The 13,948-nt window shown below is 73.8% G+C and carries 8 protein-coding genes and 1 pseudogene; 4 read left to right on the top strand and 5 right to left on the bottom strand.

From position 1 onward, the window contains the following. Nucleotides 1–47 precede the first annotated feature (47 nt). On the top strand, nucleotides 48–1,526 hold the full coding sequence (locus ACFFXY_RS12435; RefSeq protein WP_382350483.1) for a serine/threonine-protein kinase: 1,479 nt from the start codon (nucleotides 48–50) through the stop codon (nucleotides 1,524–1,526). On the opposite strand, the gene ACFFXY_RS12430 is transcribed toward ACFFXY_RS12435, so the two are convergent. Continuing rightward, nucleotides 1,523–2,353, bottom strand: a complete 831-nt coding sequence (locus tag ACFFXY_RS12430; protein ID WP_382350480.1) for an FHA domain-containing protein — start codon at nucleotides 2,351–2,353, stop codon at nucleotides 1,523–1,525. The genes ACFFXY_RS12435 and ACFFXY_RS12430 overlap by 4 nt on opposite strands. A gap of 150 nt (nucleotides 2,354–2,503) precedes the next feature. Between ACFFXY_RS12430 and ACFFXY_RS12425 the strand changes: the two genes are divergently transcribed. Then, nucleotides 2,504–3,718 carry a cytochrome P450 gene (locus ACFFXY_RS12425; protein WP_382350477.1) on the top strand — a complete coding sequence of 405 codons (1,215 nt, stop codon included), beginning with the start codon at nucleotides 2,504–2,506 and terminating at the stop codon, nucleotides 3,716–3,718. Nucleotides 3,719–3,851: 133 nt separating this feature from the next. On the opposite strand, the pseudogene ACFFXY_RS12420 reads toward ACFFXY_RS12425, so the two are convergent. Next, nucleotides 3,852–8,429 (bottom strand): annotated as a pseudogene (locus ACFFXY_RS12420) (ATP-dependent helicase); the annotation flags it as partial. A gap of 280 nt (nucleotides 8,430–8,709) precedes the next feature. On the opposite strand from ACFFXY_RS12420, the gene ACFFXY_RS12415 reads away from it, so the two are divergent. Beyond that, on the top strand, nucleotides 8,710–10,590 hold the full coding sequence (locus tag ACFFXY_RS12415; protein WP_382350640.1) for a potassium transporter Kup: 1,881 nt from the start codon (nucleotides 8,710–8,712) through the stop codon (nucleotides 10,588–10,590). Here ACFFXY_RS12415 and ACFFXY_RS12410 read toward each other — a convergent pair. Then, nucleotides 10,587–10,994 carry a VOC family protein gene (locus tag ACFFXY_RS12410; protein ID WP_382350472.1) on the bottom strand — a complete coding sequence of 136 codons (408 nt, stop codon included), beginning with the start codon at nucleotides 10,992–10,994 and terminating at the stop codon, nucleotides 10,587–10,589. The genes ACFFXY_RS12415 and ACFFXY_RS12410 overlap by 4 nt on opposite strands. A gap of 90 nt (nucleotides 10,995–11,084) precedes the next feature. Here ACFFXY_RS12410 and ACFFXY_RS12405 point away from each other — a divergent pair, with 90 nt between their 5' ends. Then, on the top strand, nucleotides 11,085–11,672 hold the full coding sequence (locus tag ACFFXY_RS12405; RefSeq protein WP_382350470.1) for a TetR/AcrR family transcriptional regulator: 588 nt from the start codon (nucleotides 11,085–11,087) through the stop codon (nucleotides 11,670–11,672). Between the two features lie 18 nt (nucleotides 11,673–11,690). On the opposite strand, the gene ACFFXY_RS12400 is transcribed toward ACFFXY_RS12405, so the two are convergent. After that, entirely contained in the window at nucleotides 11,691–12,320 is a 630-nt protein-coding gene (locus ACFFXY_RS12400) for a fasciclin domain-containing protein (protein ID WP_382350467.1), read from the bottom strand. A 44-nt stretch (nucleotides 12,321–12,364) separates the two neighbouring features. After that, entirely contained in the window at nucleotides 12,365–13,870 is a 1,506-nt protein-coding gene (locus ACFFXY_RS12395; protein ID WP_382350465.1) for a molybdopterin-dependent oxidoreductase, read from the bottom strand. Nucleotides 13,871–13,948 lie beyond the last annotated feature (78 nt).

Raw genomic sequence — 13,948 nt, 5'->3', positions numbered from 1 at the left:
TTCGCGCCTTCCGTTCCGTGCCCTCCTCCCCCTTGAAGGCGGTTCCGATGGACGAGACGTCCGACCCGTTCGCCCGCATTCGCCGCAGGCTCGCCGAGCTGCTGCCCGAGTACCGCCTGGAGGCGGAGCCGGTGAGCACCACGGGCCTGAGCCAGGTGTTCCGGGCCGAGGACCTGCGGCTGCACCACCGCCCGGTGGCGGTGAAGGCGATGGCCGGGTACCTGGCGATGCACCCGGGGTACCGGCGGCGGTTCCTGCGGGAGATCCAGTTGATGACGGAGCTGGAGCACCCGAACGTCATGTACCTGATCCGGGCCTCGGCGGCGGACGAGGACCTGCTGTACCTGGTGATGCCGTGGGCGGAGGACGACCTGCGGCGGCGGCTGGGGCGCGAGCGGCTGGACCTGGCCGCGGCGGTGGACGTGGTGCTCCAGACGGCGCGGGCGCTGGACTTCGCGCACGACCGCGGGGTGGTGCACCGCGACGTCAAGCCCGCGAACCTCCTCTTCGGGGCCGAGGGGCACGTGTACCTGAGCGATTTCGGAGTGGCGAAGGACCGCACGGGCCCGGACCTGACGGTGGCGGGCGAGAGCATCGGGACGCGGCGGTACACGGCGCCGGAGGTGTACAGCGCGGGCCCGGCGGACCCGGACGCGCCGGAGGCCCCGGCCGGGCCGGTGTCCGAAGCGGACCGGGCGGGCGACGTGTACTCGCTGGGCGCGGTGCTGTACCACTGCCTGACCGGGCAGCGGCCCTTCGACCAGCTGGATGACAGCGCCGCGGAGCGGGCGCAGCGCGAGGGCGACCTGACGCCGGTGACGCTGCTGCACCCGCATCTCCCGGCGGCCCTGGACCCGGTGGTGGCCAAGGCGATGCACGTGGACCCGGCACGGCGGTACCGCACGTGCGGGGAGCTGGCGCACGCGCTGGCGCAGACGGTGGGGGTGACGGAGGCGGGTTCGGCGCTGCCGATCCTGCGGGACATCCAGGAGCGGCTGCGCGCGGAGCCGCCGGAGCCGGTCGCGCCGGCGGCGGTGCGCGCGCCGGGGCCGCGGCTCTTGCCGTTGCTCGCGCCGGTGGCGTCGCTGCTGCTGGTGGCGGCGGTCCTGGGGTGGACGGCGTTCGGGCCCGAGGACGGCGGGGGCAGCGGTGTCGCGGCCGAGGAGACCACGGGCCCGGAGGTCGAGGAGGAGGCCGGGCCGACGGCGCCGCCGCCGGTGACCGGCGACGAGCGGGTGGAGCGGCGGCCGGTGGCGGGCGAGTGCACGACCGACGACGAGGACACGTGGGTGGTCGTCGCCTGCGACTCGCCGGACGCGGCCGAGTACTACTACCGGATCGTGGTGAACCCGGAGGACCCGAACCCGTCGCAGCCGGACCACGACGACGCGTCGTGGCTGGCGTGCGGGGACGCGGGGGCGACGGACTTCGAGTACTACTGGGGCGATTCGACGACCGACTCCGACGAGGCGTGGGACCCCGAGACCGGGGTCGTCTACTACATCATGTGCTACCAGGAGATCTAGCCGTCGAGGCCCGCGAGGTCGCCGGGGTCGAGGGTGGCGCTCTGGAGGAGGGCGCGGATCAGGTTGTCGTTCAGGGCGTTCCCGAGCGGCTCGCCGAGGACTTCGTCGCGCAGGAGCCCGGCGACGCGGGGCCGGTACTCGGCGCTGGAGAGGCGCTCGCGCACGCCGGAGACGACGCGGGCGGCGGTGCCCTCGCTCCAGCTGCGTTCGCCCGCGAGAGCGGTGCGGCGCATGTCGTCGGCGACCTGGCGCCATGAGACCGGCTGGGGGCGCGGGAGCCCGCGGAGGTAGCGCTGGGCGAGGGAGGTCAGGACGAGCCGCTCGACCGGGGTCAGCTCGTGGCGGCCGGGGACGGCGGTCTCGTCGTCGGCGGCGCCGTCGTCGGGGGTGCGCCTGCCGCCGATGAGGCGGATCTCCAGGCAGTGCACGGCCTCGGCGAGGTCGCCGATGTAGACGGGCGTGTAGGAGTGCTCGATGAGCTTCTCCTGGCCCGCGAGGAGCATCGTGTCGCCGGGCAGGAGCATCGGCAGGCGGCCCTCGTTGCGCATCGTCCACTCGGTGCCGTGGCAGACGAGGCGGCCGTGGACGCGGGAGATGCGCTTGTCCTTGACGCCCAAGGGGATGTTGACGTTGTCCTCGTCGCGTCCGAAGAGGAGTTCGAAGGGGCGCGGCGGCACGACCCAGCCGACGGCCTCGCCGAGCGCGAGGACCGTGCCGGGCGGAGCGGGCGGCAGCGGGTCGGCGTCGTCGGGGGCCTCGGGGACGCCCGCGGCGAGGCTGCGGACCCACGGGGGCAGGATCTGCGGCGGGAAGACTGGCGTGCTCATTGCGGGCGTTCCTCTCAGGCGGTGTGGCTCCGATTATGTGCGGGCGGGCGCGGGACCCCTCTCGGCGCGCCCGGGAGGGCCTTGCGCGAGCACGTATACGTATATTATGTTTATACGTGGAAACCGACCGACACCACTCCTGGAGCACCCATGAACGACACCGTCCCCTACGGCATCCCGCTCGACCGCGAGCAGCGCTACGACCCGCCCGCCGCGCTCATGGCCCTCCACCGCGAGGCCCCGCTGCGGCGCCTGCGCTACTACCCCGACGGCACCCTCGGGTGGATCGTCACCGACCACCGGCTCGGCCGCAAGGTCCTCGCCGACACGCGGTTCAGGTCGCAGCTGCACGCCCCCGTCAAGGTCCCGATCCCCATGCCCCAGGTCGAGGCGCTCGGCGACTTCGAAGGGCCCCTGCCGGTCACGCCCGGCATGTTCATCGAGATGGACGGCGCGGACCACACCCGCCTGCGCCGCAAGCTCACCGGCGTCTTCACCGTCCGCCGCATGCGCCTGCTCGAACCGCGCGTCGCCGAGATCGTGGAGGAGCGCCTCGACGCACTCGAAGCGGCGGGCGGCGGCGCCGACCTCGTCGCCGAGTTCGCGCTTCCCGTTCCCGCCCTGGTGATCTCCGAACTCCTCGGCGTGCCCCGCGCCGACCAGGACCGCTTCACCGGCGACGCGGCCACCGTCATGACCATGACCGTCTCGGCCGAGGAGAAGGCCGCCGCGAGCGAGCGGATCATGGCCTTCATCGCCGCGCTCGCCGCGTCCAAGCGCGCCGAACCGCAGGACGACCTCCTCTCCGACCTCGCCGCCGACGAGGACCTTTCAGAGGCCGAGGTCATCGGCATAGCGATGCTCCTGCTCGTCGCCGGGCACGAGACCACCGCGAAGATGATCGGGCTCGGGACCATGGCGCTCCTGGAGAACCGCGACCAGTGGGACCTCCTGCGCGAGCGGCCCGAGCTCATGGCGAACGGCGTCGAGGAGCTGCTGCGGTACATCGGCGTCATCCACACCGGGATCATCCGGCAGGCCGCGGAGGACTTCGAGTTCGAGGGCGAGCAAATCAAGGCCGGGGAGTACATGACCGTCTCGGTGCAGACCGCCAACCGCGACCCCGAGCAGTTCGCCGAGCCCGACGTCTTCGACGTCGCCGGGAACGCCAAGGGCCACATGACCTTCGGCCACGGCGTCCACCAGTGCCTCGGCCAGCAGCTCGCCCGCGTCGAGATGCGCATCGCCTTCCAGCGGCTCATCGCCCGCCTGCCCGGCCTGCGCCTCGCCGTCCCCGCCGCGCAGGTGCCGATGCGCACCGACCAGAACTTCTACGGCGTGTCGGAGCTGCCCGTCACCTGGTGACGCGAAAACCGTTCGGCCCCACCGGCTCCGCCGCATAGCGTGGAGCCGGTGACCGACTTGACGTACGAGGAGTTCGTCCGGACCGCGACCGCCGACCCTCGTGGGCGAGGACCTGGCGAGCCTCCTTCCGTAACGGCCGCAGGCGGAACCCCTGCGGGGTGGCGTGGAAGCCCGCCTCCTGCAAGGCCGCGGCGAGGCCGGAGCCGGGGGCGTAGGCGTCGTTGACGCGTTCGATGTGGAGGGCCCCGGTGCGCCCTTCCCTGACGGCGTCGGCGAGCGCGGCCGCGGCGGCGCTCATGCGCGGGTCGGTCGCCAGGTCCTGCGTGGCGGGCCAGGCGATGAGGGTCCGGCCGCCGCGTTCGACGTAGAGGACGAGGTCGCCGCCGACGAGGACCACGAGCGACCCGGCCTTGCGGCCGGGCTTGTGGCCGTCGGCCTCGGGCCAGGGCAGGGCCGCGCCGTACGCGTTCGCGGGGTCGGCGGCGGCGAGGACCACGGCGGTGGCGTCGCCGCGGTTCGCCGTGGCGCGCAGGCGGTCCACCGCGCCTTCCATCGCGAACTGCGCCGCGCCGAGGCCGTCCACGACGTAGCCGCGGCGGGCCCGCCCGGACTCCTCGAAGGCCGAGAGGACCCGGTAGACCTTCGCGAACCCGCCTTCGACGCCTTCGGCGGCGACCGCGCCGCGGGTGACGACGCCGTGCCGGTCGAGCAGGGTGTGGGCCAGCGCGTGGGCGCGGACCGTCGGGTCGGGTTCGGGGGCGGGGAGGAGGGACCAGCGCCCGGCGACCGTGGGTCCGAAAGCGGCGGGCCCGCCGGCGGGCGCTTGGCGCAGGTCGCGCCAGCCGCCGCCGAAGCGGGCGCGCGGGGCGGCGCGGCGGGCCCGGTGGGCGGTGGACCCGGCGGTGCGGCCGGAGCCGAGGAGCGCGCGCAGCGGCGCGAGCGTGTCGTTGGCGACGCGGCCGGACCAGGCGAGGTCCCACAGGGCCGCGGTGAGTTCGGCGTCGGTGAACGTCGCGAAGCTCGCCTCGCGGACGCGGTCGGCGAGCTGGCGGAAGAAGAGCCCGTAGCCGCCGTCGAGGGCGGTGAGGACGGCGGTGTGGAGGTCGGTGGCGGGGAGGGGCTGGGGTTCGGGCAGGAGCAGCGGGGCGGTCTCGGCGGGGTAGAGCGCGATCCAGCCGTCGTTGCCGGGGAGCGATCCGGCTCCGGTCCAGAGGACTTCGCCGGAGGAGGTGAGCTCGTCGAGCATCGCCGGGCGGTAGTCGGCCACGCGCGAGGGCAGGATGAGGGACTCCAGGGCGGAGGCGGGGACGGACGCGCCTTGGAGCTGTTCGATCGCGCGGGCGAGGCCGTCGATGCCTTCGAGGCGGTCGTCCTCGGCGGTCTTGCCGCCGACGTGCTGCCAGCGCGGCAGGAACTCGGCGAGCGCGGCGGGCGGGACGGGTTCGAGCTCCTTGCGGAGCGCGGCGAGGGAGCGGCGGCGCAGGCGTCGCAGGACGGCGGGGTCGCACCATTCGCGGTGTTCGCCGCCGGGCCGGAACTCGCCTTCGACGAGGGAGAGGTCGCGGAGGGCGCGTTCGGCGACGGCGGGGCCGATGCCGAAGCGGGCGGCGGCGTCGGCGGTGGTGAAGGGGCCGTGGGTGCGGGCGTAGCGGGCGAGGAGGTCGCCGAGGGGGTCGGGCACAGGTTCGGTGAACGCGGCGGGGAGGCCGCCGGGGACCGCGGCGCCGAGGGCGTCGCGGAGGCGGGCGGTGTCTTCGACCGCGGCCCAGTGCGGACGGCCGGAGATGTCGGCTTCGACGGCGCGGCCCGCGGCGGCGAGGGTTTCGGCCCAGGCGGGGTCGGCGCCGCGTTCGGCGAGTTCGGCTGGGGTGAGGGGGCCGAGGAGGCGCAGGAGGTCGGCGACGCCCTCGGCGTCGCGGACGGGGTAGGTGCGCCGCTGGAGTTCGGCCTCGACTTCGGCGAGGACGCCGGGGTCGAGGAGGTCGCGGAGCTCCACTTGGCCGAGGAGGTCGGCGAGGAGGCGCGAGTCGAGGGAGAGGGCGGCGGCGCGGCGCTCGGCCAGGGGCGTGTCGCCTTCGTACATGAACTGGGCGACGTAGCCGAAGAGGAGGGAGCGGGCGAACGGCGAGGGGTCGGCGGTGGTGACCTCCACGAGGCGCACGTCCCGGGACTGGAGGTCGGCCATGAGGTCGGTGAGGCCGGGGACGTCGTAGACGTCCTGGAGGACTTCGCGGACGGCTTCGAGGATGATCGGGAAGGTGGGGAACCGCCCGGCGACTTCGAGGAGCTGGGAGGAGCGAAGGCGCTGCTGCCACAGGGGCTGGCGCTTGCCGGGCTGGCGGTGCGGGAGCAGGAGCGCGCGGGAGGCGGCCTCGCGGAAGCGGGAGGCGAACAACGAGGAGCCGGAGACGGCGCGGGTGACGGTGTCGCCGATCGCGGCGGGGTCGAAGGCGAGGTCGTCGGCGTGGAGGTCGGGTTCGGCGTCGCCGGTGTCGGGCAGGCGCAGGACGATGCCGTCGTCGTGGTGCATCAGCTGCGGGTCGATGCCGTGGCGGTCGCGGAGGCGCTCGCCGAGGGCGAGGGCCCAGGGGGCGTGGACCTGGGCGCCGAACGGGGAGTGGACGACGACGCGCCAGTCGCCGGTCTCGTCGCGGAAGCGCTCGATGAGGACGGTGCGGTCGTCGGGGACGAGGCCGGTGGCCTCGCGCTGCTCGGCGAGGTAGGCGATGGCGTTGCGGGCGGCGGACGCGTCGAGTCCGGCGGCGGCGAGGCGGTCGTGCGCGGCGTCCTCGTCCATCGCGGACAGTTCGCGGACGAACGCGCCGAGGGCGCGGCCGAGTTCGAGGGGGCGGCCGAGGCCGTCGCCGTGCCAGAACGGGAGGCGGCCGGGGACGCCGGGCGCGGGGGTGACCATGACGCGATCGCGGGTGATCTCCTCGATGCGCCATGAGGAGGTGCCGAGGGTGAAGACGTCGCCGACGCGGGACTCGTAGACCATCTCCTCGTCGAGTTCGCCGACGCGGCCGCCGCCGCGGCCGGTGGCGGCACCGGAGAGGAAGACGCCGAAGAGGCCGCGGTCGGGGATGGTGCCGCCGGAGGTGACGGCGAGGCGCTGCGCGCCGGGGCGGCCCGTGACGGTGCCCGCGGTGCGGTCCCAGACGATGCGCGGGCGCAGTTCGGCGAAGGCGTCGGAGGGGTAGCGGCCCGCGAGCATGTCGAGGACGGCGTCGAAGGCGGAGTCGGGGAGGGTCGCGAAGGGGGCGGCGCGGCGGACCAGGCCGAGGAGGTCGGCCACGTCCCACTCGTCCATGGCGGCCATGGCGACGAGCTGCTGGGCGAGCACGTCGAGGGGGTTGGCGGGGACGCGGAGCGCCTCGATCGCGCCCGCCTTCATGCGCTCGGCGACGACGGCGGACTGGATGAGGTCGGAGCGGACCTTCGGGAAGAACACGCCGCGCGAGACGGCCCCGACCTGGTGCCCGGCGCGGCCGACGCGCTGGAGCCCGGAGGCGACCGACGGGGGCGCCTCCACCTGGACGACGAGGTCGACCGCGCCCATGTCGATGCCCAGTTCCAGGCTGGAGGTGGCGACGACGGCGGGCAGGCGTCCGGCCTTGAGGTCCCCTTCGACCTCGGCGCGCTGCTCCTTGGAGATCGAGCCGTGGTGGGTGCGCGACAGGACCGGCGGCGCGCCCGAGGCGGCCCCGGAGCCGCCCATGGCGTCGGCCGGGCCGTGCGCCTCCGGGAGCGGCGCGCCGTGGCGGCGCTCGTACTCGATCTCGTTGAGGCGGTTGGAGAGCCGTTCGGCGACGCGGCGGGCGTTCGCGAAGACGATGGTCGAGCGGTGGGCCTCCACGAGGTCCACGATCCGCTCCTCCACGTGCGGCCAGATCGACCCGGCCGAGCGGGCCGCGGAAGCGGTGGGGGCGACGGGCGCGTCGCCGAGCGCGGCCATGTCCTCGACGGGGACGACCACTTGGAGGTCCCACTGCTTCTCGGAGGGCGGCTGGACGACCGCCACGTCGTGGCGCGGCGACAGGAACCGGGCCACCTCGGCGACGGGCCGCACGGTCGCCGAGAGGCCGATGCGGCGCGCGGGGCGGCGCAGGCGGGCGTCGAGGCGCTCCAGGGACAGCGCCAGGTGCGCGCCGCGCTTGGTGCCCGCGACGGCGTGGACCTCGTCGAGGATCACCGTCTCCACGCCCGCGAGCGCGTCCCGCGCGCCCGAGGTGAGCATGAGGAACAGCGACTCGGGCGTGGTGATGAGGATGTCGGGGGGCCGGTTCGCGATCGAGCGGCGCTCGTTCTGGGGCGTGTCGCCGGAGCGGATCGCGGTGCGCACGTGCGGTTCGGGCAGGCCCAGGCGGCGGGCCTCGGCGCGGATGCCGTCGCGGGGCGCGGCGAGGTTGCGCTCCACGTCGACGCCGAGGGCCTTGAGCGGGGAGATGTAGAGGACGCGGCAGCGCTCCTTCGGCTCGGCGGGCACCGGGGCCGTCGCGAGCGCGTCGAGGGCCGACAGGAACGCGGCGAGGGTCTTGCCCGAGCCGGTGGGGGCGACGACGAGCACGTCCCGGTCCTCCGCGAGGGCCGCCCACGCGCCCTGCTGCGCGGTCGTGGGAGCGCCGAACGCCGATGTGAACCACGAGGCGGTGGCCGGGGAGAACCGCGCGAGCGACGGGTGCGGGGCGGGGCTCGGCGCTCGACGGGACATGCGCTCAATGGTGCCCCGGGGGACCGACACCGGGTCCGGAAACGCGGGGAGCGGCGGCCGGCGCGGGCGTCAAGAACGCGTATGGAACGTCAGAAGCGGCGTCAAGAACACGTATGGATTCACGTGAATGCCCTTCGGGCCGGGCATTCCACCCCGGGATCGCGCTAGCGTGCGGCACCGGAGAGGAGCTCACGTGACCGCTCAAACCAGCGAGGGCAGGCTGGACCAGGAACCGGCCGGCCCGCCGCTCAGGCATGCCGCGAAAGGCGGCCCCCTGCGCATGGGGCTGTTCCTCGGCGCGCTCGGCGTCGTCTACGGCGACATCGGGACCAGCCCGATCTACGCCCTCCAGACGATCTTCAACCCCGGCGACCCGCACCCGGTCCCGGTGAACACCGAGAACGTGTACGGGATCGTCTCCCTCATCTTCTGGTCGGTCACCATCATCGTCACCGTCTTCTACGTGGGCCTGGCGATGCGCGCCGACAACGACGGCGAGGGCGGCATCATGGCGCTCATCACTCTCCTGCGCCGCCACGTCGGCGGCCGCGGCCGCAAGGCCGCGTTCGCGCTCGCCGCCCTCGGCATCTTCGGCGCGGCCCTGTTCCTGGGCGACTCGATGATCACCCCCGCGATCTCGGTCCTCTCGGCCGTCGAGGGCATCAAGACGGTCTCCACGGGCCTCGAAGCGGTCATCATCCCCGCGACCGCCGTCATCATCGTGATGCTGTTCGCACTCCAGAAGCGCGGCACGCACGTCATCGGCCGCTGGTTCGGCCCGATCATGGCCGTCTGGTTCGGCGCGCTCGCGCTCCTCGGCGTCGGCGGCATCGCCGGGAACCCCGAGATCCTCCGGGCCCTCTCCCCCACCTACGCGATCGACTTCGTGTTCGGGAACTTCGGCATCGCGTTCTTCGCGCTCGCCGCCGTCATCCTCACCTTCACCGGCGCCGAGGCCCTCTACGCCGACATGGGCCACTTCGGGCGCAAGCCCATCTCCCGCGCCTGGATCGCCGTGGTCTTCCCCTCGGTGATGCTCAACTACATGGGCCAGGGCGCGCTCATCCTGGAGGACTCCGGGAACGTCTCCGGGTCGTTCTTCCTCCTCGCCCCCGAGGCCCTGCGCATCCCGCTGCTGGTCCTCACCACCGTCGCCACGGTCATCGCCGCGCAGGCGGTCATCTCCGGAGCGTTCTCGGTCGCCTCGCAGGCGTCCGAGCTGGGGTACCTGCCGCGGCTGCGCATCGCGCACACCTCCGAACACCAGTACGGGCAGATCTACGTGCCGTGGATCAACTGGCTGCTCATGGTGTCCGTGCTGGTCCTGGTGTTCGCGTTCCGCACCTCCGAGGCGCTCGCGTTCGCGTACGGCATGGCCGTGATCGGGACGATCACCATCGTGGCCCTCCTGTTCCTGTACGTCGCGCGCATCCGCTGGGGCGCGCCCCGGTGGGCCCTCGCGACCGGCGGCGGCCTGCTCCTGGCGATCTGCCTGGCGTTCCTCGCCGCCAGCTCGACGAAGATCATCCACGGCGCGTGGCTGCCGCTGCTCATCGGCGTGGGCGCGTTCACCGTCATGATCACCTGGCAGCGGGGCCGCGAGGTCGTCACGTTCGAGCGCGAGAGCCGCGAGGGCTCGCTCCTGGAGTTCGTGGACAAGCTCCGCGAAGGGGAGCCGAAGGTCGCCCGCGTCCCCGGGACCGCGGTGTTCCTCGACCGCGGCAAGCACAGCGCGCCGCTCGCGATGCGCTCCAACCTGGAGCAGAACCACGCCCGGCACTCGCAGATCGTGATCCTCTCGGTCCTCACCGAGCCGGTCCCGCGGGTCGCCGAGGACGACCGGCTCACCGTGGACCAGCTCGGCGACGACAGGGACGCGGTCATCCACGTGACGGCCCGCTTCGGCTACATGGAGACCCCGGACGTGCCGCGGGCCCTGGAGGCCATCGACCCCGAGCAGGCCGAGGGGCGGCGCCTCAACCTCGACCGGGCCACGTACTTCCTGTCCACGATCCAGCTCAAGCCCGGCAAGGCCCGCACGATGGCGACCTGGCGCAAGCACCTGTTCATCGCCACGTCCCACATCACCGCGGACGCCGCCGAGCACTTCCGCCTCCCGCGCGAGCGCACGATGATCATCGGCTCGCACATCGAGGTCTAGGCGTACTCCCCCGCGAACGGGACGACCTTGATGACGTCGATCATGACGCCGTCGGGGGCCGCGACGATAAAGTGGCGCTGGCCGAAGTCCTCGGTGCGCAGCGGGAGCAGCTCGGTGAGCCCGGCGTCCACGACGAGGCGCCGGTGCTCGGCGTCGGCGTCCTCCACCTCGAAGTTGAGGAGGAGGCCGCCCGAGAGGGTCCTGCGGTGGCCTTCGGGGACCGTGGGGTGGGTCGCGTCGAGGATCGCCAGCTCGTACTGCGGGGCGTCGGGGCGGCGCAGGCTCACGTACCAGTCGGCGGTGAACACCGCCTCGAAGCCGAAGTGGCGCATGTAGAAGTCGGCGGTCGCGGCGACGTCCCCGGTGGCGAGCACGGGGTAGAAGCCGGTCAGGGTCGCGGTCATCGGGGTCTCCTCGGATCGGGTTTCGCATACCTCGGGTATGTGGAATGCGATGCTAACATACCCCGGGTATGCGAATTGGGGGTCGAGGCGATGGGCAGGGCCGAGCAGCGGGAGGCGACCAGGCGGGCGCTCCTGGAGGAGGGCCGCCGCCGGTTCGCGGCCGAGGGGTACCACGCGGTGGTGCTCAACGAGGTCGCGCGGGCCGCGGGCGTCACGAAGGGCGCGGCGTACCACCACTTCGGGAGCAAGCTCGGGCTGTTCCGGGCCGTGGTCGAGGAGGTCCAGGAGGAGCTGGGCGCGCGGGTCGCGGCCGAGGCGGAGCGGCACGAGGGGGCCTGGGAGCAGCTCCGGGCGGGCTGCCGGGCGTTCCTGGCGGCCGGGACCGACCCCTCGGTGAGCCGCATCCTGCTGGTGGACGCGCCCACGGTCCTCGGCTGGGACGAGTGGCGGGCGATGGACGAGGCGCACTCGGCGCGGCACCTCACGGAGGCGCTGCGGGCGCTCATCGACGCCGGGCTCATGGCGGACCGGCCGGTCGAGCCGCTCGCGCGGCTCCTGTCGGGCGGCATGAACGAGGCGGCGCTGTGGCTCGCGCGGTCCCCGGACCCGGACGCGGAAGTGCAGGCCGCCCTCGCTTTGGACCTGGTCCTGGGCGGCCTGCGTTCCGGGGCCGCCTGACGGCGGCCCCGGACGTCGTTATGCGGGCATGAGGACGGTGTCGATGATGTAGACGGTGGCGTTGGCGGTCTGCACGTTGCCGCAGACCACGGCGGCCTCGCCGTTCACGGTGAAGGCCTCGCCCGAGCCCTCGACCGACAGGTTCGTCCCCTGAAGGGTCGCGTGCTCCCCGGCGAGGTCCTCCGGCGCGAGCCGACCGGCCACCACGTGGTAGGTCAAGATCGACGTGAGCGTCTCAGTGTCGGCCAGGACCGCCTGGAGGTCGGCCTCGGGGATCTTCGCGAACGCGTCGTCCGTCGGCGCGAACACCGTGATGTCCTCAGCAGTGTTGAGCGTGTCCCCCAGACCCGCCTCAGTCACCGCGGTGACCAGCGTGGACAGGACCGGGTTGTTGGACGCCGCGGTCGCGACCGGGTCATCGGCCATACCGGTGAACGAGCCCTCGCCGTCCGCCGGGACCGCCGAACAAGCGGCACCGAACTCGCCGGAGACGGGCATCTCCTCGGTGGTCTCCTCCTGCACCGACTCCTCACTGGACGTGGCGTCCTCGTTGGAGGAGTCGTCGCCGGAGCCGCACGCGGTGAAGACGAAGGCGCAGCCGGCGGCGGCCAGCACGGCGCCTGCGCGGGTGAGCAGTCGATTGTTCATGGTCTTGCCTCTCTGTCGGTGCGGGGCGCTTGGCGCCCCGCGGTTCATTCGGCGTTCAGGACGATCGAGTGCCATCCGGTGGCGCCGTCCGGGAACGGGGCGACCCGCTCCGCTGTCTGGACGTCGCCGTCGCCGTCGGTCGCGCGGACCTCCAGGGTGCGGCGGCCGGATGCCGCCTCCCAGGTCCACTTCCATTGGCGCCACGTGTCGTCGCCGATCACGGGCGCGAGTTCTGCCTCGCTCCAGGGGCCTTCGTCCACGCGGACTTCGACGCGGGCGACGCCGCGCTGCTGGGCCCAGGCCACCCCGGCGACGGTGACCGGCCCGGCGGCGACCGTCGCGAGGGGTTTGGGGGTGTCGATGCGCGAGAAGGTCTTGATGGGGGCCTGGGCCTTCCAGTCGCGGCGGACCCAGTAGGCGTCGAAGTCCGCGAAGGACGACAGCTCGATCTCGGTGAGCCACTTGGTGGCCGAGACGTAGCCGTACAGGCCGGGCACGATCATGCGCACCGGGAAGCCGTGCTCCAGCGGGAGCGGGCGGCCGTTCATGCCGACGGCCACGAGCGCGTCGCGCCCGTCCGTGCAGGCCTCGGTCGGGGTGCCCGCGGTCCAGCCGTCGGCCGAGCGCGAGACCACCTGGTCCGCGCCGGGTTCGGGCCCGGCCTCGGCGAGGAGGTCCGCGAGGGGCACGCCGAGCCAGCGCGCGTTCCCGGCGAGGTTCCCGCCGACCTCGTTGGAGACGCAGGAGATCGTGATCTCGCGTTCGACCAGGCCGCGGTCGAGGAGGTCCCGGTAGGACAGTTCGAGGGGGTTGGCGACGCGGCCGGTGATGCGAAGCGTGTAGTCCTCGGGGAGAACGCGAGGGAGGACCAGGGCGGTGTCGACGCGGTAGAAGTCGGCGCTGGGCGTGAGGTACGGGGTGAGGCCGTCGATCTCGGCGGCGTCGGCGAGGCCGGTGCCCGCGGGGCCGACGTCGACGGGCGCGGGGAGGTCGATCGCGTCGCGAGCGTCTTCGAGGTCGGAGGTGCCGGTGAGCCGCCAGCCCGCCGCGCCGGCGAGCCCGGCGCCGCCGAGCGCGATGAGCACGCCCCGGCGGTCGACGGCGCGGCCCGGCGCGGCGGGTCCTTCGAGGCGTTCGCGGAGCAGCATCGCGAGGACGCCCGCACCGCAGGCGGCGCCCACGAGGGACGGGACCGCCCACGAGGGGGAGGCGGCGGGGCGGGCGAGGGCGGCTGCCGCGCCCGCCCCGCCGAGGAGGGCCAGGACCGCGTACCCGATCCAGGGGCGCCGACGGGCGGCGACGCCGGTGGCGGCGGCGAGCACGGCGAGCGCCGTGCCGATCCCGGCCAGGAGTGCGAGCTTGTCGTGCTCGCCGAAGGTGCGGATCGCGAACTCCTTGACGGGTTCGGGGACCGCGTCGACCACGGCGGCGCCGATGGCGGCGACGGGGGCGCTGCCGGGTGCGACGGCGGCGGCCGCGAGCTGCGCGGTCGCGAGGGCGACGGCGGCGCACGCGGTGCCGGCGAGTGCGGCGGCGGTGGTCGGTCTCATGCCCCTCATTCGGGGGCGGTGGGGCCGCGGATGGGTCGGCGGGCCGGAAAATCGGGGATTTTTTTCGCGGCGGGCGCG

Source organism: Glycomyces mayteni, from assembly GCF_042428885.1.
In the GTDB taxonomy this organism is placed as follows: Bacteria; Actinomycetota; Actinomycetes; order Mycobacteriales; family Micromonosporaceae; genus Glycomyces; species Glycomyces mayteni.
Note: the sequence above shows the minus strand (reverse complement) of the source record. Positions and strands in the feature narration are given on the sequence as shown.